The sequence below is a fragment of the Actinocorallia sp. A-T 12471 genome, assembly GCF_033875155.1.
In the GTDB taxonomy this organism is placed as follows: Bacteria; Actinomycetota; Actinomycetes; order Streptosporangiales; family Streptosporangiaceae; genus Actinocorallia.
Genome location: NZ_JAWZTE010000001.1, coordinates 546694 through 570272, shown reverse-complemented (window position 1 = coordinate 570272; position 23579 = coordinate 546694). Strand labels below are relative to the sequence as shown.

General features: G+C 71.4%; 20 protein-coding genes. 13 read left to right on the top strand and 7 right to left on the bottom strand.

All coding sequences use genetic code 11. From position 1 onward, the window contains the following. Positions 1–13: 13 nt before the first annotated feature. Positions 14–1705, top strand: a complete 1692-nt coding sequence (locus R9X44_RS02655; RefSeq protein WP_319812307.1) for an ABC transporter ATP-binding protein — start codon at positions 14–16, stop codon at positions 1703–1705. Between the two features lie 19 nt (positions 1706–1724). Here R9X44_RS02655 and R9X44_RS02650 read toward each other — a convergent pair whose 3' ends face one another. Continuing rightward, complete coding sequence (locus R9X44_RS02650; protein ID WP_319812306.1) at positions 1725–2675, bottom strand: LysR family transcriptional regulator; 951 nt, start codon at positions 2673–2675, stop codon at positions 1725–1727. 109 nt (positions 2676–2784) lie between these two features. Between R9X44_RS02650 and R9X44_RS02645 the strand changes: the two genes are divergently transcribed. Then, entirely contained in the window at positions 2785–4854 is a 2070-nt protein-coding gene (locus R9X44_RS02645; RefSeq protein WP_319812305.1) for an alpha/beta fold hydrolase, read from the top strand. Positions 4855–4876: 22 nt separating this feature from the next. Here R9X44_RS02645 and R9X44_RS02640 read toward each other — a convergent pair whose 3' ends face one another. After that, complete coding sequence (locus tag R9X44_RS02640) at positions 4877–5491, bottom strand: TetR/AcrR family transcriptional regulator (protein ID WP_319812304.1); 615 nt, start codon at positions 5489–5491, stop codon at positions 4877–4879. Between the two features lie 116 nt (positions 5492–5607). On the opposite strand from R9X44_RS02640, the gene R9X44_RS02635 reads away from it, so the two are divergent. The 5 genes from R9X44_RS02635 to R9X44_RS02615 all read left to right on the top strand — a co-directional run bounded on the left by R9X44_RS02635 (position 5608) and on the right by R9X44_RS02615 (position 10381). After that, on the top strand, positions 5608–6108 hold the full coding sequence (locus R9X44_RS02635) for a peroxiredoxin-like family protein (protein WP_319812303.1): 501 nt from the start codon (positions 5608–5610) through the stop codon (positions 6106–6108). A gap of 192 nt (positions 6109–6300) precedes the next feature. Next, positions 6301–6990: a succinate dehydrogenase cytochrome b subunit gene (locus R9X44_RS02630; protein ID WP_319812302.1), complete on the top strand. Its 690-nt coding sequence runs from the start codon at positions 6301–6303 to the stop codon at positions 6988–6990. Continuing rightward, positions 6990–8933 carry a fumarate reductase/succinate dehydrogenase flavoprotein subunit gene (locus R9X44_RS02625; RefSeq protein ID WP_319812301.1) on the top strand — a complete coding sequence of 648 codons (1944 nt, stop codon included), beginning with the start codon at positions 6990–6992 and terminating at the stop codon, positions 8931–8933. Before R9X44_RS02630 ends, R9X44_RS02625 begins: the two co-directional genes overlap by 1 nt. A gap of 14 nt (positions 8934–8947) precedes the next feature. Beyond that, positions 8948–9688, top strand: a complete 741-nt coding sequence (locus tag R9X44_RS02620) for a succinate dehydrogenase/fumarate reductase iron-sulfur subunit (RefSeq protein WP_319812300.1) — start codon at positions 8948–8950, stop codon at positions 9686–9688. Positions 9689–9865: 177 nt separating this feature from the next. Next, a complete protein-coding gene (locus R9X44_RS02615) occupies positions 9866–10381 on the top strand; it encodes a hypothetical protein (RefSeq protein WP_319812299.1) in 516 nt (171 codons plus the stop codon). 62 nt (positions 10382–10443) lie between these two features. Here R9X44_RS02615 and R9X44_RS02610 read toward each other — a convergent pair whose 3' ends face one another. From R9X44_RS02610 to R9X44_RS02600, 3 genes are read right to left on the bottom strand one after another with little or no spacing between them, the layout of a single operon-like run. Then, the gene (locus tag R9X44_RS02610; RefSeq protein WP_319812298.1) at positions 10444–11214 is read right to left on the bottom strand and encodes a succinate dehydrogenase/fumarate reductase iron-sulfur subunit; all 771 of its coding nucleotides are present in this window, start codon (positions 11212–11214) and stop codon (positions 10444–10446) included. After that, positions 11214–13097 carry a fumarate reductase/succinate dehydrogenase flavoprotein subunit gene (locus tag R9X44_RS02605; RefSeq protein ID WP_319812297.1) on the bottom strand — a complete coding sequence of 628 codons (1884 nt, stop codon included), beginning with the start codon at positions 13095–13097 and terminating at the stop codon, positions 11214–11216. Before R9X44_RS02605 ends, R9X44_RS02610 begins: the two co-directional genes overlap by 1 nt. An 8-nt stretch (positions 13098–13105) precedes the next feature. Further along, a complete protein-coding gene (locus R9X44_RS02600) occupies positions 13106–13936 on the bottom strand; it encodes a hypothetical protein (RefSeq protein WP_319812296.1) in 831 nt (276 codons plus the stop codon). A gap of 285 nt (positions 13937–14221) precedes the next feature. Here R9X44_RS02600 and R9X44_RS02595 point away from each other — a divergent pair, with 285 nt between their 5' ends. Continuing rightward, positions 14222–14722, top strand: coding sequence for a DUF4282 domain-containing protein (locus tag R9X44_RS02595; RefSeq protein ID WP_319812295.1), 501 nt, complete (start codon positions 14222–14224; stop codon positions 14720–14722). Here the strand turns inward: R9X44_RS02595 and R9X44_RS02590 are convergent. Next, positions 14719–15012: a hypothetical protein gene (locus tag R9X44_RS02590; RefSeq protein ID WP_319812294.1), complete on the bottom strand. Its 294-nt coding sequence runs from the start codon at positions 15010–15012 to the stop codon at positions 14719–14721. The genes R9X44_RS02595 and R9X44_RS02590 overlap by 4 nt on opposite strands. 56 nt (positions 15013–15068) lie before the next feature. Next, positions 15069–16175, bottom strand: a complete 1107-nt coding sequence (locus tag R9X44_RS02585; RefSeq protein WP_319812293.1) for a glycosyltransferase — start codon at positions 16173–16175, stop codon at positions 15069–15071. Between the two features lie 575 nt (positions 16176–16750). On the opposite strand from R9X44_RS02585, the gene R9X44_RS02580 reads away from it, so the two are divergent. From R9X44_RS02580 to R9X44_RS02560, 5 genes are read left to right on the top strand one after another with little or no spacing between them, the layout of a single operon-like run. Continuing rightward, complete coding sequence (locus R9X44_RS02580) at positions 16751–18307, top strand: serine/threonine-protein kinase (RefSeq protein WP_319812292.1); 1557 nt, start codon at positions 16751–16753, stop codon at positions 18305–18307. Positions 18308–18349: 42 nt separating this feature from the next. Beyond that, positions 18350–19465: a response regulator receiver protein gene (locus R9X44_RS02575; RefSeq protein ID WP_319812291.1), complete on the top strand. Its 1116-nt coding sequence runs from the start codon at positions 18350–18352 to the stop codon at positions 19463–19465. Then, entirely contained in the window at positions 19455–21380 is a 1926-nt protein-coding gene (locus R9X44_RS02570) for an AAA family ATPase (RefSeq protein WP_319812290.1), read from the top strand. Before R9X44_RS02575 ends, R9X44_RS02570 begins: the two co-directional genes overlap by 11 nt. Before the next feature lie 10 nt (positions 21381–21390). Further along, complete coding sequence (locus tag R9X44_RS02565; protein WP_319812289.1) at positions 21391–22092, top strand: 4Fe-4S single cluster domain-containing protein; 702 nt, start codon at positions 21391–21393, stop codon at positions 22090–22092. Then, positions 22080–23492 carry an FHA domain-containing protein gene (locus R9X44_RS02560; RefSeq protein ID WP_319812288.1) on the top strand — a complete coding sequence of 471 codons (1413 nt, stop codon included), beginning with the start codon at positions 22080–22082 and terminating at the stop codon, positions 23490–23492. Before R9X44_RS02565 ends, R9X44_RS02560 begins: the two co-directional genes overlap by 13 nt. Positions 23493–23579 lie beyond the last annotated feature (87 nt).

The following is a 23579-nucleotide window of genomic DNA, read 5'->3' as shown; positions in this document are numbered from 1 at the left end:
GGGGGCGCGCGGCGTGAAACTGCCCATCGCGACGGCGGCGCAGGCCAAGGCATACGCCCGACGGCTTGTGCTGCGCTATCCGCGCGCGCTCGCGGGCGTCGTGGCGCTCCAGGTGCTCGCGACGGTCTCCGGCCTCGCGGTGCCGTGGCTGTTCGCCCAGCTCGTGCAGGACCCGGGCCGCAGGATCGACGTGCTGGCCGCGTCGATCGCCGCGTTCACCGTGCTCCAGGCGCTGCTCACCCGCGCGGCGTTCGCGGCTTCGGCGGCGCTCGGCGAGCGGGTGCTCGCCGACCTGCGCGAGGAGTTCGTCGGGCAGGCGCTGCGGCTGCCGCTGGCGACGGTCGAGCGCGCGGGCACCGGCGACCTGCTCACCCGCGCCTCACGTGACGTCGACCTGCTCGAGGAGGCGGTCCGCGACGCCGTCCCGCATGTGCTGATCTCCGGCGTCACCGTGCTGTTCACCGCGGTCGCGATCGCGCTGACCTCGCCGCTCCTGCTGCTGCCGACGCTCGCGGTGACGCCGCTGCTGCTGCTGTCGACCCGCTGGTACCTGCGCCGCGCGCTCAACGCCTACCTCACCGAGGACGAGCGGTGGGCGGAGCTGCTCGACGCGTTCTCCGAGACGGTCACCGGCGCGCGCACCGTCGCCGCGTTCGGCCGCGACGGGCAGCGCCGCGACCTCACCGACGCGCGCATCCGCGCGAGCTGGACGGCCGAGAAATACTCGCTCGGCCTGCGCACCCGCTGGTACCCGGCCCTTGAACTGAGCTACGTGCTCCCGGTCGTCGGCACCCTGCTGCTCGGCGGCCTCCTTTATCTGAACGGGCACGTCTCGCTCGCCCAGGTGACCGCGGCGACCCTGTACGTGCAGCAGCTCGGGTATCCGCTGAACATCATGCTCACCCAGCTCGACGACCTCCAGCTCGGCGGCGCGTCCCTGGCCCGGCTGCTCGGCGTGGCCGAGGTGCCGCCCGACCGCTCCCCCACCGGCGCGGACCCGTCGGGCGTGGATCTGGCGGCGCGGGACGTGCGTTACGCGTATGCCGAGCGCGACGTGCTGCACGGGGTCGACCTCGACCTCGTGCCCGGCGAGCGCCTCGCCGTCGTCGGGCCGTCCGGGGCCGGCAAGTCGACGCTCGGGCGGCTGCTCGCGGGCATCGACGGACCCCGCACCGGCGCGGTGACGCTCGGCTCGGTCCCGCTCACCGACCTCCCCCTCGACGGCCTGCGGCACAGGATCGCGCTGGTCACCCAGGAGCACCACGTGTTCCACGCGACCCTGCGCGACAACCTCGCGCTCGTCCGCGAGGCACCCGACGACGAGCTGCGCGCCGCGCTCGACGCCGTCGGCTGGACCGGCCCCGGCCTCGACACCGTCGTCGGGTCGGGCGGCAGCGCGCTCACCCCGGCCGAGGCGCAGCGGCTCGCGCTCGCCCGGCTTGTCCTCGCCGACCCGCACACCCTCGTCCTCGACGAGGCGACCTCGCTGATCGACCCGCGCACCGCGCGCAGCCTGGAACGCTCGCTGGGCGCGGTGCTGCACGGCAGGACCGTCGTGGCGATCGCGCACCGGCTGCACACCGCGCACGACGCGGACAGGGTCGCCGTGGTCGAGAACGGGAAGATCACCGAACTCGGCACACACGACGAGCTCGTCGGCCGTGGCGGGTCCTACGCGGCCCTGTGGGAGACGTGGAACCGGTGATCGCCACTTCGGCGGGTGATCACGTCAGATGGCGGACGCCGGGCGGCAGCGACCCTTCGCGGGCCGCGTCGGTGAGATAGCCCTCGAGCGTCTCGCGGAACGCGCGCGCGGCGTGGGTGGGCGCGACGTCCTTGCGGTGCGCGATCGCGATCGTGCGCTCGAGCCCAGGACGGTCGCCGACCGTGCCGTTCTCGCCCGGCGACAGCGGCACCCCGCGCAGCCCCGGCCGGCCCGCCAGCACCATCGACGGCACCACGGCGATCCCCAGCCCCGCCTCCACGAACCTGAGGACGGCGTCCATCTCGCCGCCCTCGACCGCGTACCTGGGCTCGAACCCCGCCTGACGGCACGCGGCGATTGTCGAGTCGCGCAGGTCGTAGCCCACCCGGAACATGACGAGGTCGCGCCCCTGCAGGTCCTCGACCGTCATCGGTGATCTGCGCGGCCGCTGCTCCGACGGCATCGCCACCACAAGGTGCTCGCGCAGTATCGGCGTCGTCACCAGCGGCGTGTCGTCGGCAAGGGGCAGGATCACCATCGCGAGGTCGAGCGAGCCGCGCGTGAGGTCGCGGACGAGGTCGCGGGAGCCGCCCTCCTCGACGGTGAGGTCGATGCCCGGGTAGGCGTCGTGGAAGCGGCGCAGCGCGTCGGCGAGCAGGCCCGCGCACAGCGACGGGGTCGCGCCGAGCCGCACCCGTCCGCGCACGAGCCCGGCGAGTTCGCGCACCTCGAGGCGCGCGGTGTCGACGTCGGCGAGAATGCGTTTGGCCAGCGGAAGGAGCACGTCTCCGGCGGGGGTCAGGGTGATGTTGCCGCGCGCCCTGCTGAACAGCGGCGCGCCCAGTTCCTTCTCCAGTGCCCGGATCTGCTTGGACAGCGAAGGCTGGGCGATGCCGAGCGACTCGGCCGCCTGCGTGAAGTGGCGGATCTCCGCCACCGCGACGAAGTAGGCCAGCTGCTGCAACTGCACACCGGCCATTGTTCCCCACGCGCCCCCCGCCGCCGTTGGCCCGCCGCCCTCCGCGCGCCCGGGCGCAGGTCGGATCGGCCGCCGCGACCGCGCGGCTTAGGCTTGGTCCATGACGACGAGCTTCCCGCGCCAGAGCGCCAGGACCCGCAGGTTCACCCTCGGAGCGCCCCGCGGCGTGACTGTCTCGCCGGACGGCTCCTCGGTGGTCTTCCTGCGGAGCAAGGACGGCACCGACCCCGTCACCCGGCTGTGGCGGCTCGATCCGGCCACCGGGGAAGAGCGGCTGCTGGCCGACCCCGTGCAGCTCGACATAGACGAGAGCGACCTTCCCGCCGAGGAGCGGGCGCGGCGCGAGCGGGCGCGCGAGTCGGCGGGCGGCATCGTCTCCTACAGCACCGACGACAACGCGAGGATCGCCGCGTTCACGCTCGGCGGCCAGCTGTTCACCTGCGACCTCGCGACCGGGGCGGTGAAGCAGCTCCCGGCCGTCGCGCCGGTGTTCGGGCCGCGGCTCGACCCGCGCGGCGGGCGCGTCGCGTATGTGTCGGGCAGGTCGCTGCACGTCATCGACGTGGCCACCGGCGCGGACACCGTCGTGGCCCGCTCGGAGAGCGAGCAGGTCTCCTACGGGCTCGCGGAGTTCATCGCGGCCGAGGAGATGGGCAGGATGCGCGGCTTCTGGTGGTCGCCGAAGGGCGACGCGCTGCTCGTCGCGCGAGTGGACGAGACGCCGGTGCACCGCTGGCACATCGCGGACCCCGCGCATCCCGAGCGGCCCGCCCAGGTCGTCGCCTACCCGGCGGCCGGGACGCCGAACGCGATCGTGTCGCTGGTGATCGTCGGGGCCGAGGGCGAGGCCAAGGCGACGGTCGACTGGGACCGAGGGATGTACCCCTACCTCGTCACGGTCTCGTGGGACGCGCGCGGGCCGCTGATCGTGGTGCAGACCCGCGACCAGCGGACGCTGCGGGTGCTCAGCGTTGACGTGCTGAACGGCCAGACCGCCGTGGTGCAGAACGCGCACGACGCGGCCTGGCTGGAGATCGTCGGCGGCGTCCCGGCCCGCACCGGCTCGGGCGCGCTGGTCTGGACGATAGACGACGACAACACGCGACGGCTGACCGTCGGCGGGGAGCCGGTGACGCCGTCCGGGCTCCAGGTTCGGACGATCCTCGACGTCTCCGGCGAATCCGTGCTGTTCACCGCGTCGGAGGAGCCGACCGAGGTCCACGTCTGGGAGCACTCCCCCGAGGGGCTGCGGCAGCTCACCGAGGGGCGCGGGGTGTTCTCCGCGGTCCGCGCGGGCGGCGTCGTCGTGCTGTCCGGCACGACGCTCGACTCGACGCGGTCGCGGACCTGGGTGCACGGCTCGGACGTCGAGATCGCCAACCACGCCGAGATCCCGGTGATCACCCCCAAGGTCGAGATCTTCCCCGCGGGCGACCGTGAGATCCGGACCGCCGTGCTGCTGCCGAGCGGGTTCGACCCGGCGTCCGGGGAGCGGCTGCCCGTCCTCATGGACCCGTACGGCGGTCCGGGGGCCCAGCGCGTCCTTGCGGCGGGCCGCGCGTTCTGCGAGGCGCAGTACCTCGCCGACCAGGGCTTCGCGGTGATCGTCGCCGACAACCGGGGCACGCCCGGGCGCGGCCCGGTCTGGGAGCGGACCATCCAGGGCGACTTCTGCGACGTCGTCCTGGAAGACCAGATCTCCGCGCTGCACGCGGCCGCCGAGCGGTACCCGCTCGACCTCGACAGGGTCGCGATCCGTGGCTGGTCGTTCGGCGGGTTCCTCGCCGCGCTCGCGGTGCTGCGCCGTCCCGAGGTGTTCCACGCCGCCGTCGCGGGCGCGCCGGTCACCGACTGGAGCCTGTACGACACCCACTACACCGAGCGCTACCTGGGCGACCCCGGCGAGGAGCCGGATGTCTACAAGGCGAACTCCCTCATCGACGACGCGCCCGCGCTGAGCCGGCCGCTGATGATCATCCACGGCCTCGCCGACGACAACGTGGTCGCCGCGCACACCCTGCGGCTGTCCAGCGCGCTGCTGGCGGCGGGCCGCCCGCACACCGTGCTGCCGCTGTCGGGGGTCACCCACATGACGCCGCAGGAGATCGTCGCGGAGAACCTGCTCCACCTCCAGGTCGCGTTCCTCAAGGAGTCGCTGCCCGCGAAGTGAGACCCGGCGTCCCGGCCGCCGCTCAGCGCCGGGACGCCCCCTCCAGACCGTCGAGGAGCAGGTCGAGGCCGCGCCGGAACTCCTCGTCGGGCGGCAGCGCGAGCGCGTCGCGGGCGGTCTCGGCCAGTAGCGGGAACGCGGCGAGCTCCGTCATGCGCCGGGTGCTGCGGCCGCCCAGCGGGCCCCGGTGCTCGAGCTCGACCGCGCCGAGCAGGTGGGCGACCAGCGCGCGGAGCGCCACCACCCTTTCCCGCCCGGCGAACCCGGCCCCGGTGAGCACCACCAGGACCGCCTCGGTCCAGCGGGCCAGCGACGGCGAGCCGTCCCGGTGCGCGGCGATGAGCGGCAGCGCGTTCGGATGCCGCCCGACGGCCGCGCGCACCCGCTCGGCCAGCGTCATGACCCGCTCCCGCCAGGTGCCCTCGGCGTCCCCGGTGCTCACGTCGGCCAGGACCCGCTCCACGACGAGTTCCTCGAGCTCCGCCCGGTCGGCGACATAGCGGTACAGCGACATCGTCCCCATGCCGAGCCGTGCGGCGACGGCCTTCATGCTGAGCGCGGCGAGCCCGTCGGCGTCGATGACGGCGAGGGCGGCCTCGGCGATCCGGTCGGGCGTGAGTGATCTGGGTCTCGGCACCCTTGACAGCGTAGGGCATACGCTTATGCTGTTAGGCGTACCCCATACGCTTACAGGAGGCCGTCACGACCGTCACCGAGCAGAGCCGCATCGCCCCGCGCGCGCTGGACACCGTGATGGGCGGGCCCGTGTCCGTCCCCGACCCCGAACACCTCGTCCACCTGCAGTTCCGCAGGTTCGCCGGATGCCCGATCTGCAACGTGCACCTGCGTTCCGTGGCCGTCCGGTACCCCGAGATCCAGGCGGCCGGGATCACCGAGGTCGCGGTGTTCCACGCGCCGGCCGACGAGCTGCGCAAGCACGTGAAGGAGCTGCCGTTCGCCGTCGTGGCCGATCCGGCGCGGCGGCTGTACGTTGAGTTCGGCGTGGAGAGCGCGCCGCGGGCGCTGCTCGACCCGCGCGTGTGGCCGAGCGTCATCAGGTCGCTCGCGGTCGAGCTGCCCAGGGCGCTGCGCGGCCGGGCGTACGCGCCGAAGCTCAAGCCCACCGGCGGACGGCTCGGGCTGCCCGGCGACTTCCTGATCGCGCCGGACGGAACCGTCCTCGCGGCCAGGATCGGGGCGCACGCCGACGACCAGTGGAGCGTCGACGAGGTGCTCAACCTGGCCCGACGTTGACCACTATCGCCTGTAGTACTACGCTTCGTAGAGCGATCAAAAGGTTCCCCGTGACCTTGTGAGTTCGGTCACCGCCCGGAAGATCACGAGAGCGACAAGGCCCGTTGGGCAAGGGACCATAGCCTCAGGCTATGGAAACCAGACATTCGATGACTTGGACGAACCGTTGTCGCATTTGTACGGTTCCGGACCGTGGCTATTGCGTCGATCCCCGCTCTCTACCGGTCAACGGTAGGCAAAAAAGCGATCATGGCCGTCACAGGCGCGCTCATGGTCCTCTTTCTCATTGGACATATGGTCGGAAACCTGAAGATCTTCTTCGGGCTCGAGGAATTCAACGGTTACGCCGCCTGGCTGCGCACGATCGGGGAACCGGCACTCCACCACGAGTGGTTCCTGTGGATCATGCGCGTGGGGCTTGTCGTCGTCGTCGTGATGCACTTCGGGGCGGCCGCCGAACTCACCGCCCGCGCCAAGCGCGCGCGGCCGGTGAAGTACCAGCACCGCCCGAAGGTGAACGGCTCCTACGCCGCGCGCACCATGCGCTGGGGCGGCGTGATCATCCTGCTCTTCATCATCTGGCACATCCTCGACCTGACCGTCGGCGTCGCGAACCCCCACGGCGTCCACGGCGAGGCGTACCAGAACGTGGTCGCCGGGTTCGCCCCCGACCGCTGGTGGGTGACGATCTTCTACGTCGTCTCCATGATCATGCTGGGCTTCCACCTGCGCCACGGCCTGGTCAGCGCGGTGCAGACCCTCGGCGCGAAGAACCCCAAGCACGACAGGACGCTCAACGTCGTCGCGACGGGCTTCGCCGTCCTGCTCAGCATCGGCTTCCTGATCGTTCCGATTTCCGTGACCCTGGGGGTGGTCGACTAATGAGCGACGCGACAGAGTTCTACAGCTCCGGCGAGCCCATCGCCGACACCAAGGCCCCGGCCGCCGCGCCGGTCGAGGAGCGCTGGACCCAGCGCAAGTTCGACGTGAAGCTGGTCAACCCGGCCAACAAGCGCAAGAAGACCGTCATCATCGTCGGCACCGGCCTGGCGGGCGGCTCGGCGGGCGCGACCCTGGGCGAGCTCGGCTACAAGGTCATCCAGTTCTGCTTCCAGGACTCCCCCCGGCGCGCGCACTCCATCGCCGCGCAGGGCGGCATCAACGCCGCAAAGAACTACCGCAACGACGGCGACTCGGTGCACCGGCTGTTCTACGACACCGTCAAGGGCGGCGACTTCCGCGCCCGCGAGTCGAACGTGCACCGCCTGGCGGAGATCTCCACCCAGATCATCGACCAGTGCGTCGCCCAGGGCGTCCCGTTCGCCCGCGAGTACGGCGGCCTGCTCGACAACCGCTCCTTCGGCGGCGCGCAGGTCTCCCGCACGTTCTACGCGCGCGGCCAGACGGGCCAGCAGCTCCTGCTGGGCGCCTACCAGGCGCTGATGCGGCAGGTCGACGCGGGCAACGTCGAGCTGCACGCGCGGCACGAGATGCTCGACCTGATCATGCACGAGGGCAAGGCGCGCGGCGTCGTCGTCCGCGACCTGATGAACGGCGAGATCAAGTCCTACACCGCCGACGTCGTCATCCTGGCGACCGGCGGCTACGGCAACGTCTACTTCCTGTCGACGAACGCCATGGGCTCCAACGTCACCGCCGCCTGGCGGGCGCACAAGCACGGCGCGTACTTCGCCAACCCGTGCTACACCCAGATCCACCCGACCTGCATCCCGGTCTCCGGCGACCACCAGTCGAAGCTGACCCTGATGTCGGAGTCGCTGCGCAACGACGGCCGCGTGTGGGTGCCCAAGGAGGCCGGCGACAGCCGCAGGCCGAGCGACATCCCCGAGGACGAGCGCGACTACTACCTGGAGCGCATCTACCCGGCGTTCGGCAACCTCGTGCCGCGCGACATCGCCTCGCGCGCCGCCAAGAACGTCTGCGACGAGGGACGCGGCGTCGGCCCCGGCGGGCTCGGCGTCTACCTCGACTTCTCCGACGCGATCGAGCGGCTCGGCCGCAAGGCCGTCGAAGCCAAGTACGACAACCTCTTCCAGATGTACGAGCGCATCACGGGCGAGAACCCGTACGAGCAGCCGATGCGCATCTACCCCGCCGTGCACTACACGATGGGCGGCCTCTGGGTCGACTACGACCTCGAGTCCACCGTCCCTGGCCTGTTCGTGCTCGGCGAGGCGAACTTCTCCGACCACGGCGCGAACCGCCTCGGCGCGTCCGCGCTGATGCAGGGCCTGGCCGACGGCTACTTCGTCATCCCGCAGACGGTCGGCGAGTACCTTGCCAAGAACCCGGCGACGGCAGTGCCCGACGCGACGGTCCAGGCGGCCGTCGACGGCGTCAACGCCCAGGTCGAGAAGCTCCTGTCCATCAAGGGCGAGCGGACCGTCGACTCCTACCACCGCGAACTCGGCCACATCATGTGGGAGTACTGCGGCATGGAGCGGACCGACGAGGGCCTGCGCAAGGCGATCGGGATGATCCGGGCGCTGCGCGAGGACTTCTGGCAGAACGTCACGGTCCCCGGCTCGGGCGACGACCTCAACCAGTCACTGGAGAAGGCCGGGCGCGTGGCCGACTTCCTTGAGCTCGGCGAGCTCATGTGCATCGACGCGCTGCACCGCACCGAGTCCTGCGGCGGCCACTTCAGGGCCGAGTCGCAGGACGAGGACGGCGAGGCCAAGCGCGACGACGAGAACTTCTCCTACGCCGCGGCGTGGGAGTGGACGGGCGGCGACAAGCCCGTCCTCCACAAGGAGGACCTCGTCTTCGAGTACGTCAAGCCGAGCACCCGCTCTTACAAGTAAGAGGCGCGAAACCCATGAAGCTGAAGCTCCGCATCTGGCGTCAGAAGAACGCGGCTGACAAGGGCCAGATGGTCACCTACGACATCGACGACATCTCCGAGGACGCGTCGTTCCTCGAGATGCTCGACGTGCTCAACGAGCGCCTCGCCCTGGAGGGCGAGGAGCCGATCGCGTTCGACCACGACTGCCGCGAGGGCATCTGCGGCATGTGCTCCCTGGTCATCAACGGCCAGCCGCACGGCCCCGAGCGCAACACCACGACCTGCCAGCTGCACATGCGCAAGTTCAAGGACGGCGAGACGATCGACGTCGAGCCGTGGCGGGCCAAGGCGTTCCCGGTCGTCAAGGATCTCGTCGTGGACCGCAGCGCGTTCGACAAGGTCATCGCCGCCGGCGGCTACATCTCCGCGCCGACCGGCACCGCGCCCGACGCGCACGCCACCCCGGTGCCGAAGGTCGACGCCGACAAGGCGTTCGTCGCCGCCGAGTGCATCGGCTGCGGCGCGTGCGTCGCGGCGTGCCCGAACGGCTCCGGCACGCTGTTCCTGTCGGCGAAGGTCGCGCACCTCGGCCTGCTCCCGCAGGGCCAGCCCGAGCGCGACAGCCGCGTGCTGAACATGGTCCAGGCGCACGAGGACCTCGACTTCGGCGGCTGCACCAACACCGGCGAGTGCACCATCGCGTGCCCGAAGGGCATCCCGCAGGAGTTCATCGGCCGGATGAACCGCGACTGGCTGAGCGCGTCCGGCAAGTAGTCCCCACCGGAGAAGAAGCACCCCGCGGAAGGGCGCTCGACGGGAGACCGTCGAGCGCCCTTTCGTCGGTTTCCGTCACACATGGACCGTTAGCGGACAGGTATTGATCGTTATCGGATTCCGTCACTAGTCTTAGCGGGCTCTCTCTTCCCCCCCATCCGCACGAGGAGCCCCCCTGTGAACGTTCGCAAGCCCGCGCTTCTCGCGGCGACCGCGGCGCTGGCCATCGCGCCCGCGCTGACCGCCATCACGCCGGTCCACGCGGCGCCGCAGGTCCCGGTGTCCGCGCCCGCGGCCGCGCCGGACGTCAACGCCATCATCGAGGAGGTCCTGGCGGTCTTCCCCGAGGAGATCTCCACGATCGCCCGCGAGATCCTCGCCGGTGACTTCACGCGGCTGTTCCTGCTCGTCGAGGCCGTCTTCGCGCTGCCGCCCGAGCAGCTGAACGAGATCTTCGCCCAGCTCCAGGTGATCGCGACCCGGGTGATCGAGGAGATCATCGGCGGTCCGCTCCCGACCGGCGAGACCCCCGCGGCCGCCGACCCGGCCGCCGCCCGTCCGGCCGCCAAGCCCACCGCCCAGGACAAGAAGGTCGCCTGGACCCTCGACGCCCTGCTGCAGGACGCCAAGGGCAAGCGCACCCCCGGCAAGCTCTCGAACATCGTCATCACGCTGTCGCTCGCGGGCCGCTGAGCCTCCCCGACACCGCGAAGGGCCCCCGGCGTTCGCGCCGGGGGCCCTTTCGCGTGCGGGGGTCAGGCCGGAGGGGTGTCCTCGCCCTTGCGGACGATGCCCAGCTTGCTGCCGAGCCAGACCAGGGGGTCGTACTTGCGGCCGACGACGCGCTCCTTCATGGGGATCAGGGCGTTGTCGGTGATCTTGATGTGCTCGGGGCACACCTCGGTGCAGCACTTGGTGATGTTGCACAGGCCGAGGCCGAAGTCGTCCTGGGCGATCTCACGGCGGTCGAGCACGTCGGCGGGGTGCATCTCGAGCTCGGCCACCCGCATGAGGAAGCGCGGGCCGGCGTAGGCCGCCTCGTTCTCCTCGTGGTCGCGGATCACGTGGCAGACGTTCTGGCACAGGAAGCACTCGATGCACTTGCGGAACTCCTGCGAGCGCTCCACGTCGATCTGCTTCATCCGGAACTCGCCAGGCTTGACGTCGCCGCCGTCGAAGGACGGGACCTCCCGCGCCTTCGCGTAGTTGAAGGACACGTCGGTGACGAGGTCGCGGATCACCGGGAACGTGCGGACGGGGGTGACCGTCACGACCTCGTCCTCGGTGAAGGTCGACATCCGGGTCATGCACAGCAGGCGCGGCTTGCCGTTGATCTCCGCCGAGCACGAGCCGCACTTGCCCGCCTTGCAGTTCCACCGGACGGCGAGGTCGGGGGTCTGCGTCGCCTGGAGCCGGTGGATGACGTCGAGGACGACCTCGCCCTCGTTCACCTCGACCTCGAAGTCCTCAAGCGCCCCTTGCCCGCTGTCTCCGCGCCAGACGCGGAACTTGGCCAGGTAACCCATTACGGCAGCTCCTCTTCGGTGAGGTACTTCTTCAGTTCTGAGGTCTCGAAGAGCTCAAGCAGGTCCTCGCGCATCGGCGTGAGCGGCTGCTTCAGCAGGCCGACCGCGCCGTCGTCGGTCAGGGAGCAGACGAGGTTGACCTTGCGCCACTCGGCGGACATGCCGGGGAAGTCCTCGCGGGTGTGGCCGCCGCGCGACTCCTCGCGCTCCAGCGCGGCCTTGGCGACGCACTCCGACACCAGCAGCATGTTGCGCAGGTCGAGCGCCAGGTGCCAGCCGGGGTGGTAGCCGCGCCCGCCGGGGCCCGCGTCCTTGACGCCGACGTCGGCGACGCGGTCGCGCAGCTTCACCAGCGCCTCGAGGGCGGCTTCGAGCTCACTCGCGGTCCTGATGATGCCGACGAGCTCGTTCATCGTCGCCTGGAGGTCGGCGTGGACCGCGTAGGGGTTCTCGCCCTCGGGACGGGCGAACGGCGCGAGCGCCTCGGCCTCGGCTGCCGCGACCTCCTCCTCGGGCACCCCGGGGATCTCGGCGAGACCCTCGAGGTAGTCGACGGCGCCGTCGCCCGCGCGCTTGCCGAACACCAGCAGGTCGGTGAGGGAGTTGCCGCCGAGCCGGTTCGAGCCGTGCATGCCGCCCGAGCACTCGCCCGCCGCGAACAGGCCGGGCACCGCGGCCGCGCCGGTGTCCGGGTCGACCTCGACGCCGCCCATCACGTAGTGGCAGGTCGGGCCGACCTGCATCGGCTCCTTGGTGATGTCGACGTCCGCCAGCTCCTTGAACTGGTGGTGCATCGACGGGAGCCGCCGGATGATCTCCTCGGCGGGCATCCGGGACGACACGTCGAGGAAGACGCCGCCCTGGGGGCTGCCCCTGCCGGCCTTCACCTCGGAGTTGATCGCGCGGGCGACCTCGTCGCGGGGCAGCAGCTCGGGGGGACGCCGGTTGTTGTCGGCGTCGGTGTACCAGCGGTCGGCCTCCTCCGGCGTCGTCGCGTACTGCTCCTTGAAGACGTCGGGGATGTAGTCGAACATGAACCGCTTGCCCTCGGAGTTGGTGAGGACGCCGCCGTCGCCGCGCACCGACTCGGTGACGAGGATGCCCTTCACCGACGGCGGCCAGACCATGCCCGTCGGGTGGAACTGGATGAACTCCATGTTCAGCAGGTTCGCCCCGGCCAGCAGCGCGAGCGCGTGGCCGTCGCCGGTGTACTCCCAGGAGTTCGACGTCACCTTGAACGCCTTGCCGATGCCGCCGGTCGCCAGCACGACGGCCGGGGCCTCGAACACCACGAACTTGCCGGTCTCCCGGACGTAGGCGAACGCGCCGCAGATCCGGTCGCCGTTCTTCAGCAGCCGCGTCACCGTCGTCTCGGCCCACACCTTGATGCGCGCCTCGTAATCGCCGAACTCGGCGTGGTCCTCCTGCTGGAGGGAGACGATCTTCTGCTGCGTGGTGCGGATGAGCTCGAGGCCCGTCCGGTCGCCGACGTGCGCGAGACGCGGGTAGGAGTGGCCGCCGAAGTTGCGCTGGGAGATCCTGCCGTCCTTGGTGCGGTCGAACAGCGCGCCCCACGCCTCGAGCTCCCAGACGCGCTCGGGCGCCTCCTTGGCGTGCAGCTCGGCCATCCGCCAGCTGTTCAGGAACTTGCCGCCGCGCATCGTGTCGCGGAAGTGGACCTGCCAGTTGTCGTTGCTGTTGACGTTGCCCATCGCGGCCGCCGCGCCGCCCTCGGCCATGACGGTGTGCGCCTTGCCGAACAGCGACTTGGAGATGACCGCGACCTTCTTGCCGCGCAGCCGTGCCTCGATCGCCGCGCGCAGTCCCGCGCCGCCCGCTCCGATGACGACGACGTCGTAGGAGTGTCGTTCGAGTTCAGTCATGAGGGCCTTCAGTTGAAGAAGCGGAAGTCGTTGATGGTGTCGCTGGCCACGAGCATCACGTAGAAGTCAGCGACGACGAGGGAGCCCAGCGTGATCAGCGCGAACGTGCCGTGCCGCGTGTTGATCGCCGACACCCAGGTCCACAGCTTGTAGCGGACCGGGTTCTTGGAGAAGTTCTTCAGCCGTCCGCCCGTCACGTGCCTGCACGAGTGGCACGACAGCGTGTACAGCCACAGCAGGATCACGTTCGCCCAGAGGATGAGCGTGCCGAGCCCGATCCCGAACCCGCCGTCCTTGCCGTGGAAGGCGAGGAACGCGTCATAGGTGTTGATCAGCGAGATGATCATCGCCGCGATCCAGAAGTACCTGTGCAGGTTCTGGCCGATGAGCGGGAACCGCGTCTCACCCGAGTACTTGGCGTGCGGCTCACGGACCGCGCACGCCTGCGGGGAGAGCCAGAAGGCCCGGTAGTAAGCCTTGCGGTAGTAGTAGCAGGTCAGCCGGAACAGCAGCAGGAACGGCAGCGACAGCAGCGCGTAGGGGATGAAGAACGGCGCGTTCGCCGGGATGAACGTGCCGAACAGCGCGGCGCTGCCGGTGTGCCCGTCAAGGGTGACGCTCGCGCACGCGTCGTTGAAGCATGGCGAGTAGAACGGGGTCAGATAGTGGTACTCCGGGACGAAGAAGGCACTGCCCCACATCGCCCGGACCGTGGCGTAGGCCACCCATGCCGTGAAGAAGACAAAGGTCAGTACCGGATACTTGCGCCAGTTGTCCGTGCGGAACGTACGTTCCTTGATCCGCGCGCGCGTCTTCGCGGGCGCCTCGACCGTGGCCATCGCCGCCTCCTCTGGGTGCAGGATGGCGACCCTACGCCTGCTGTTCACAAATGTGACACAGTTAACAACAGGTCGAGGCAATGTGATGCTCATCACATATCCTCCGGCCCACTTCGATAGCCGTGGGCTATGGACAGCGAAGCACCCCGGCATTGTTTCCGGACATCCGCCGGGCCCCTATTCGTCCGGGCACCTAATACCGGCCCTCATCCGGCACGGCGACGCGGGGCGGCGAGGCCGTCGCGGATACCGCGCCGGGAAGGCGGCGCGGCCTAAGCTGGAACGGTGACTACCCCGCCGGAGCAGCCGCGTTTCAACCCCAACCAGTACGGCTACCGCCCCGACCAGCCGCCCGCCTCCGCGCCGCCGCAGCGGCCCGTCCCGTCCCAGTGGCAGGGCCAGCCCCCGCAGGGCGACCCCCAGCAGTCCGGACAGCACCCGACAGGTCCTCGGCCGGTGCGGCGCAAGGGGTTCTTCGGGGCGCTGCTCGACACAAGGTTCGACGCGATGGTGACCCCGATGCTCATCCGGGGCTTCTACCTGCTGTCGCTCGCCGTGATCACGCTGTTCAGCATCCTGCTCTTCCTGTTCATCTGGGGGCTCGGCGGCAGCAACCCGTATGAGGACGCCCCCGCGTGGCCGTTCATCACGGCGATCATCGTCACGCCGATCTTCTGGATCTTCCAGGTGGTGTGCGTGAGGCTCGCGCTCGAGTTCGTGATCAATCAGTTCAAGATCACCGAGGAGCTGCAGAAGATCAGGCGGAACACCGGGCCGCAGGGCTAGGCGCGGCGGGACAGGCGCTTCCTGCGGGTCTTGGCGCGCAGGCCGGTGCCGCCGCAGGTGGCGCAGTCGTGGTCGTAGCTGACCAGCTTGCGGATCTTGATCACGCCGACGCCCCAGCAGTCCGGGCACAGGCCGAGGGCGGCGAGGTGCTCGCCGAAGGCGACGCGTCCGCCGAGGAAGCCGCAGCCCGGAGCGGTGCAGCGGATCAGTTCAAGGGTCGCGTCGTAGTTCGGCCGGTGCGGACTGCCGCTCGCGCTGTGCCCGTGGTGGGCGGTGCCCTCGTCACTCATAGATGCGGCATCCTATGGGCACCGGGCGCGTTCGGTCGACTTCGTTGCGTTTCTCCTCACCTTCTGGCAAGAGGTTCCTCACCCGGGCGGAGCACCGACTCGTAGAGGGTCTCGGTGCGCGCGGCGACCTCGTCGGGACCGGGGCCGAGCTCGGGCAGCGGGACGCCCGGCGAGTACAGCAGGCCGTTGACCGTCTCGGCGAGCGCAGCGGGCTCGCCGGGCGGGACGGTCCAGCGCTCGAACAGCTCGGGCAGCGCCCCGACTGTCGTGGCGACGACAGGCCGGTGGGTGGCGAGGGCGAGGTGCGCGACGCCGGTGCGTACCGCCCTGCGGTAGGGCAGGACGACGGCGTCGGCGGCGGCGAACCAGGCGGCGACCTCGTCGTCGGGGACATAGCCGGTGAACAGCACGCGGTCGGTCAGGCGTTCGCGCGCTACGAGCGCGCGTACGCGGCGCAGGTAGCGGCGGTCGCGCGGTTCGGCGAGGCGCGCGAGGCCCGAGCGGCGGCGCACGCCGCCCGCGACGACGAGCCTTGCTTCGCCGCCGAGCAGGGCGACGGCGCGCACGAGGTCGTCGAGGCCCTTGTCGGGGTGGATGAAGCCGAAGGCGAGCAGGATCGGGTCGGCGCCGAACCCGCGCTCGGCGCGCAGCGCCTCGGGCGACAGCCGTGCGCGCGCGGGCGGGGTGCAGAAGTGCGGGACGACGGCGACGCGGCCTTGCGCGCCGACGCCGGCGAGCGTGGCGGCGGCGTCACGGGAGTGGACGACGACCGTGCCGCAGCGCGCGACCACCTTGCGGTACACGGCGCGGCCCGCCCAGCGCAGCAGCCCGAGGTCGCGGCCGACGCCGTGCAGCGTCACCACGACGGGGACGCGCTGGGCGGCGAGCGCGTCGAGCAGCCGCAGCAGCACCCGGACCCGTCCGGCGTACGCGCCCGCGGTGAACTGGACGTGCACGAGGTCGGGCCGGAAACCGGTGAGCACGTCCTGGCCGAGCACCCCCACGACCTCGGCGGGCCGCTCCCCCACCGGCTCGCGCGCGGCCAGCACCGCCGTCCGGTGCCCGAGCCTGCCGACCGCCCGCGCCAACACCCCCGTGTACCGCGCGACGGCCTGTGCCGCGGTGTGCCCGGCGACCTCGCCCGCACCCCCGTACGGGCTCACATAGAGCACCCTCATACGCGCCGACCGCGCAGACGGCGTGCCATCAAGACCACCCCCGGCCGATGTACTCCCTGACGCCCGCGCGGTGAACGCCACCGCGTCTCACCCTCCGGGATGCCCGCCTTCACCCTATTCCCGCCCCTCCCCACCCACCCGCAATTCCCGACAATCCCCCCGCCCCACAAAGCCCGAAGCGACGGGGCTTCGCGGGCCCCCAACAACACCGCCGCAAACACGGACCCCACCCAACCAACACCCCCTCACCCCGCCGGGACACGGCTGCCGCGAAGCCCGATGCGCAACACGGCCCGGAGGCTCGGGAGCGCGGTGGCCGCCGCGAAGCCTGAAGCGACAGGGCTTCGCGGGCCCCGACGCCGTCGCGGGTACGGGCCGCACCCGGTCCCTCCGGGGCGCGGTTGCCGCAGCGCGGAGCCCAATGTGCGATGAGGCCGTGGGGCTCGAGAGTGCGGAGGCTGAGGTGGCAAGGCTTTGTGGTGGGGGGTTGGGAGGGCGGGGGGCGGGAGGGAGGGGTTTGGCGCTGGGGGTGGGGGGAGGGGGCGCGGTAGGCTCGCGGGGTGGATGACCCGCAGTGGACGCGACGGGATCCGGGGGTCACGAGCCGTGACGCGGCGGGCTCGGGGCCGACGGGCGGTGGGCCGCTGGTGCGGCTGCCGGGGGTGCTCGCCGGACGGTTCGAGGTCGAGGACGAGCTTCCCGTGCAGGGGGCCGAATCGGATCTGCTGCTGGTGCGTGAGGGGACCGCGCGCTACGTCGTCAAGATCTACCGGCGCGGGTACCGGGCGGACCCCGCGGTGTGGGAGCAGCTGCCCAGGCTGCGGTCGAAGCACGTCGTGCGGGTGCTGGAGACCGGGCACGCCGACGGGCGCGACTACGAGGTCATGGAGTACCTGCCGGAAGGCAACCTGCGGACGCTCGCGCGCGGCCGCCAGGTCGATCCGACGGCCGTCGTCGGGCAGCTCGCCGAAGGGCTGAAGACGCTGCACGACGCGGGCATCGTGCACCGCGACCTGAAGCCGGAGAACGTGCTCGTGCGCGGCGCGGACCTCGTCATCACCGACTTCGGGCTGAGCCGGGTGCTCGAGCAGAGCGTGGTGTTCGCGTCGTCGTCGCGGACGCTCGCCTACGCCGCGCCCGAGTCGCTGTCCGGGCAGGTCTCGCCCGCGCGCGACTGGTGGTCGCTCGGCATGATCGCGCGCGAGATCATCACCGGCAGGGCCCCGTTCGACGGGATGAGCGAGACGGTCGTGGTCGATCATCTGGCGACCAGGCCGATCGCCAACGACGACGTCCAGGACCCGCACCTGCGGCTGCTGTGCCGTGGCCTGCTGACCCGCGACCCGAGGCACCGCTGGGGGTACGCCGAGATCTCCGCCTGGCTGCGCGGCGGCGCCCCCGACGTCGCCGACGAACGCGCCGCGCCGGTCCCGCCGACGCCGCAGGTCCCGCCGCAGACGCGGGTCGCTCCGCCGCTCCCCGGCCGGCAGGAGGCCGAGGACGCCTACCGCGCCGAGGGGCGACGCGCCCTGTGGGAGCAGAAGGAGAGCGCGCGCAAGGCCGGAGCGGGCCGCGCAAGGCTGCGCGCTGTCCTGTGGTCGCTGCCGCTGCTCGCCCTGTGGCTCGCCGGGAGCTTCGCGATCGCCGCGCTGTTCGGCGGCGAGCCCGAGCGGGTGCAGGCGGCGGGCACCGTGCAGAAGACCCCCGTGCCGCTCGGCCTGCTCGTCATCGCGTCGGTCGCGGCCTGGCTCGTCTCGCTCGCCGTCGAGGTCGTCGTGGCGTCCCGGCAGGGCGGCGACTACCTCGCCGACGGGCCTTGGGCGACCGCAGCGAAGCTCTCCAGGATCGCCGGGGGCGGGCTGTCCAAGACGTCGCGCGCGATGTCGTCGACCGCGCAGCGCACCGGCGCGCGCGGCTGCGGGCTCGCGCTCCTCGCCGCGACGATCCCGCTGCTCATGGCGCTGCTCCTGCTGTCGGCGCTCAGCGCGCTGGCCTGGCTGCTGTGGATGCTCGCGATGGCCGTCGGCGTCGTCGCGCACGCCGTCGGCGGCGGAATGCGCGTTCACCGGTGGCGGACGGCGAACTCAGCGCGCCGCGCGGAAGTCATAGGAGACTGACCGGACGGCCCGCACGGGTCGGTCCGAGGGAGAGGTCGGCAGATGAGCACTGGCGTGGAGGCCGAGATCGCGCTCGACGCGGCGGTCATCGCGAGCCTCGGCGCGAACCGCCTCCTCGGCGCGGGCGCGGGGGCCGCCGCGCACGGCGCGGCCATGTTCGCCGCGCTCGCCGAGAAGAAGGCCGGCGCGCGGGCCGAGGCGCTCGCCGAACTCGAACGGTACGAGCGCGCGCTGCGCGAGGCGGTCGACCGCAACGCGCGCGTCCGGGCGCTGCGCGACACCGTGTACGCCGCCGCGAGCGAGCACCCGGGGCAGGTGTCCCTGCCGGTGCCCGAGGAACTCGACCTCGCCGGCGTCCCCCATGACGAGCTCGTCGCGTGGTGCGCGGAGGTCGACGCGGCCCTTGACGAGGCGGAACACGCGCTGTCCGCGCGGCTCGCCGAACTCGTCACCGCCCGGCTGCTCGACGCCCAGGCCGCCGAGGCCCGGGCGGCCGCGCCGCGCGACCGCGCGCCGGAGCTGGCGCGCGTCCTCACCCGTCTGCTCCCCGACGCCTCCGCCGCCGACCGCGCACGGGTGCGTGAGGCCGCCGAACGCGTCGCGGGGGCTTCCTCCGACGGGGAAGCCGAGACGCTGCTCAACGAGGTAAGGCTCCGCATTCAAGACGCCAACCGCAGGACGCGCGAAGAGCGCGCGCGCTTGAAGCTGTGGGCTGAGGAGCAAGAACGCCTCGCGCAGGCCGAGGCGGAGAGGCGCTACATCCTGGAGAGCGTCACGCGGGCGTTCGAAGACCTCGGCTACCAGGTGGACACCGGCTTCGAGACCCGCACCGCAGTGGACGGCAACCTCGTCCTCACCCGGGGCGAGTGGCCCGACCAGGCCGTCAGGATGCGGATCGAGGACGGCACCCTGCGCGCGAAGATGCTGCGCACCCGTCCCCTGGAGAGCGAGGACGACCGCAGGCGCGACGCCGAACGCGAACGCCAGTGGTGTGCGGAGTTCGAGCGGGCCAAGCAGCGGCTCGCCTCGGAGGGCATGGGCATGGCCGTGACCTGGCGTCTGGAGCCGGGTGCCGAGGAGCTGCCCGTCACGGAAGAATCGACGCAGCAGGCCCGACGCAAGCAGCACAAGCCGAAGGAACGCCGACTTGAGTACTGAGCAGCCGACACTCGGCGGACGCCTCATGGGGTGGCCGCCCTTCATCCGCGAACTCGACGCCACACTGTCGGTGCACTCGCAGTACGTCCTGTCGGGCAACCTCTACGACAGTTTCCTGTTTCCCAACGGCGGTGGGGAAATAGCCCTGCTGCCACTGCGCGAGCTGCTGTGGGAGGCCCTGCAGCCCAGCGGCGTCTCCTGCCTGATCAGCTACGACCCCGTCGACGGCCTGCGCGTCCACCCCGACGACGAGGATGCCGCGGCGGCCGCCGCCAAGCTGCTCGGCAAGTGGGACGCCAAGCCGTCGCTCGAAGGGCTCACCAAGCACCTCGCGGCGCTGGCCAGGCCCACCGAGCAGGTGCGCGCGGCGTTCCTCATCGAGGGCGCGTCGCGGATCGCCTCCTCGCCCACCGACCTGCAACCCGCCGAGCGCGACTTCTTCCGCTTCTGCGAGAAGCTCGCGCGCACCGCGCGTCCGGTCCGGGTGCCTGGCATCCGGCCCAAGCCGTTCTACAACCCGATCATCTGGCTCGCCGAGCGTCCCGGTGACCTGCCGTCGTGGCTGGTCGGCGGCAACGACGCGATCCGCGAGATCGCGCTCCCCCGGCCGCACCTGGGCGACCGGCAGCAGACCGCCCGGCTTCTCGCGCGGGCCTTCGCCGCGGACCCGTCGGAGGACCAGGCCGCCGCCGACGCCTGCGACGCGTTCGCCGAGCAGGCCGACGGCCTCACCCTCCAGTCGATGATCGAGATCACCCGGCTGGCCAAGGAACAGAACGTCGACCTGTACGGGCTGCCGGACGCGGTGCGCACCTACAAGCTCGGCGTCCTGGACAACCCCTGGTCGCGCGGCCACCTGCGCAAGCGCGTCCTTGACGGCGAGCGACGGGTGCCCGAACGGGTGCTCGGGCAGCCCCAGGCCGTCACCAAGACCCTCGACATCCTCAAGCGCGCGGTCCTCGGCCTGTCGGGCGCGCAGGCCACCAAGTCCGGCTCGCGGCCGCGCGGCGTGCTGTTCTTCGCCGGGCCGACCGGCACCGGCAAGACCGAGCTGGCCAAGGCGATCACGTCGCTGGTGTTCGGCGACGACTCGGCCTACCTGCGGTTCGACATGTCGGAGTTCTCCGCGGAGCAGGCCGGCGACCGGCTGATCGGCTCCCCGCCCGGCTACGTCGGCCACGAGGCGGGCGGCGAGCTCACCAACGCCGTCCGGGAGGACCCGTTCCGGGTGATCCTCTTCGACGAGATCGAGAAGGCGCACCCGCGCATCCTCGACAAGTTCCTCCAGATCCTCGAGGACGGCCGCCTCACCGACGGACGCGGCCACACCGTCCACTTCTCCGAGTCGATCCTGATCTTCACCTCCAACCTCGGGTCGTCCAAGGTGATCCCCGGCCTCGGTTACGCCGAGATCGAACACCGGATCAAGGCGGCGATCTCCGACCACTTCACGACGGTCCTGAACCGGCCGGAACTGCTGAACCGGCTCGGCGACAACGTCATCGTGTTCAACTTCATCGGGGCGGAGGCGGCGTCGAAGATCTTCGACCTGCAGCTGGAGAACATCTGCCGCCGCGTCACCGAGGAGCACAGGGTGTCGCTCGCGGTGAAGTCCGACGTGCTCGGCACGCTGCGCGAGTGGTGCACGGCCGAGCTCGACAAGGGCGGGCGCGGGATCGGGATGGCCCTTGAGGCCCACTTCGTCAACCCGCTCGCGCGCGCGCTGTTCGAGCGCGAACTCTCGCCGGGCGAGCGGATCACCGTCACCGGGATCAAGCGCGAGGGCAGCATCGCCAGGCTCGACGTGACCGGCTCCGCCGAAACCAACGCTGCCGAGACGAACGCAGCCGAGAGCGCCGCAGCCGAGAAGGCCGTCGAGAGCGACGCGGCCGAAGAGCCGGGGACCGCGCAGTGAGCGGCAGCGCATGAGCGGCCCAGAAAACGACCCGCGGGGCGGGGCCGCGCGGGCGGACGGCGACGTCCAGATCCGGCTCGCCAAGGTCCACCACCCGGTGACGGCGCTCGGCCCGGGCACCCGGGCCGGGATCTGGTTCCAGGGCTGCACGCTCGCCTGCCACGGCTGCCTGTCCACCGACACCTGGCCGGCCGACGCGGGCCGCGTCCTGCCGGTCTCGGCCGTGCTCGACTGGCTCGCCGGGCTCCCGCCCGTCGACGGCGTCACGATCTCCGGCGGTGAGCCCTTCCAGCAGCCGGAAGCCCTCGCCGCGCTCCTGCGGGGCATCCATGTGTGGCGTGGCTCACGAGAGTTCGACATCCTCCTTTATTCCGGATATGTAAGCTCACGGTTGTCCCGCGACCCGGAGTCGCGGAACATCCTGGACCTGTGCGACGCTGTCGTGGCAGGGCCATATGTGGAACGGCTCGACGACGGCTCCCCGCTGCGGGGGTCGGCGAACCAGACGCTCGTCCCGCTGACTGCCCTCGGCAGGAAACGGTACGAACACGAGGGACACGACGTGCGGCGCATGCAGGTGTGCGTCGAAGACGGTGCGGAAGGACGGCGGGTGTATTACATCGGCATCCCGCGCCGAGGCGACATGGATCGTCTGAGCGCGGTGCTGGACGGGGCCGGGGTACGAGCCGGGGAGGCGTCATGGAGACTCTGACCTGCGAGGTCTGCCAGACCCCGCACAACCCGGGCGATCTGATCTGCCTGACGTGCGGGAACAACCTCACCCGCGGAAGGCGTCGTCGTCCGCAGCAGCCCGCCGACTCCTACGGTCAGCCGCCTCAGCCGGGCTACGGGCAGCCCCAGGGGCAGGACCCGTACGGGCAGCCGCAGGGCCAGGACGCCTACGGCCAGCCCCCCCAGGGCGGCGGATACGGTCAGCAGCCTCCGGCGCAGGACCCGTACCCGCAGTCACAGCCGCAGCAGGGCTACGGGCAGCCCCAGGGCGGCCAGTACGGCACCCAGGACCCTTACGGCCAGCCTCAGCAGGGCTACGGGCAGCCCCAAGGCCAGGACCCGTACGCGCAGCCTCAGGGCCAGGACCCTTACGCACAGCCCCAGGGCGGCGGCTACGGGCAGCAGCCCCCCGCGCAGGGCGGCGGCGGATACGGTCAGCAGCCTCCGGCGCAGGACCCGTACGGTCAGCCCCAGCAGGGAGGCGGCTACGGGCAGCAGCCTCCCGCGCAGGGCGGCGGGTACGGCGGTCCGCAGGGACAGGACCCCTACGCGCAGCCCCAGGGCGGCGGCTACGGGCAGCAGCCTCCGGCGCAGGGCGGCGGGTACGGTCAGCAGCCCCCAGGGCAGGACCCGTACGCACAGCCCCAGGGCCAGGACCCTTACGCACAGCCCCAAGGAGGCGGCTACGGGCAGCAGCCTCCGCAGGGCGGCTACGGCCAGCAGGGACAGGACCAGTACGGCCAGCCGCAGCAGGGCGGCGGCTACGGCCAGCAGCCGCTGGGCCAGGAGCCGTACGGACAGCCCCAGGGCGGCTACGGGCAGCCGCAGGGGCAGGACCCGTACGGCCAGCCTCAGCAGGGCTACGGGCAGCCCCAGGACCCGTACGGGCAGCGGCGGAGCCCACTCGACCCGCCGCCCGCCAGGGACGGCACGCTCGTCCCGCCGGAGCACCGGCAGGGCCCCGGCGGCGGCGACAGCACCGCGGCGATGTGCCCGCACTGCGAGAGCGTGCTGGTCAACCCCGCCGCGACCCAGTGCAACGTCTGCCTGAAGCCGCTGCGGCCGGGCGGCGGCCCGACCCTGCGCCTGGCGTTCCCGACGGGCGAGCTGAAGGTCACCATGGGCCAGCAGCTCATCCTGGGCCGCGACGCCGGGCAGTCGCCCGCCGCGTCGACCTTCACCCAGTACGACAACGTCTCGCGCAAGCACGCGACGGTCTGGCTCGACCCGTCCGGCGTCGCCAAGGTGCGCGACGAGCGCTCGACCAACGGCACGTTCGTCAACGGCGAGCGGCTGTCGCCGGGCGTCGAGGCGTTCCTGCAGGACGGCGACTCGCTGCGGCTCGCCGCCGACGTCACCGGCACCGTCCACCTGACCTGAGGCGTGTCACCCCCCGGAACACGGGCCTTTGCGCCCGCGTTCCGGGGCGGCCGATGATCGCGGACACATAACCGGTCATTCGTTTAG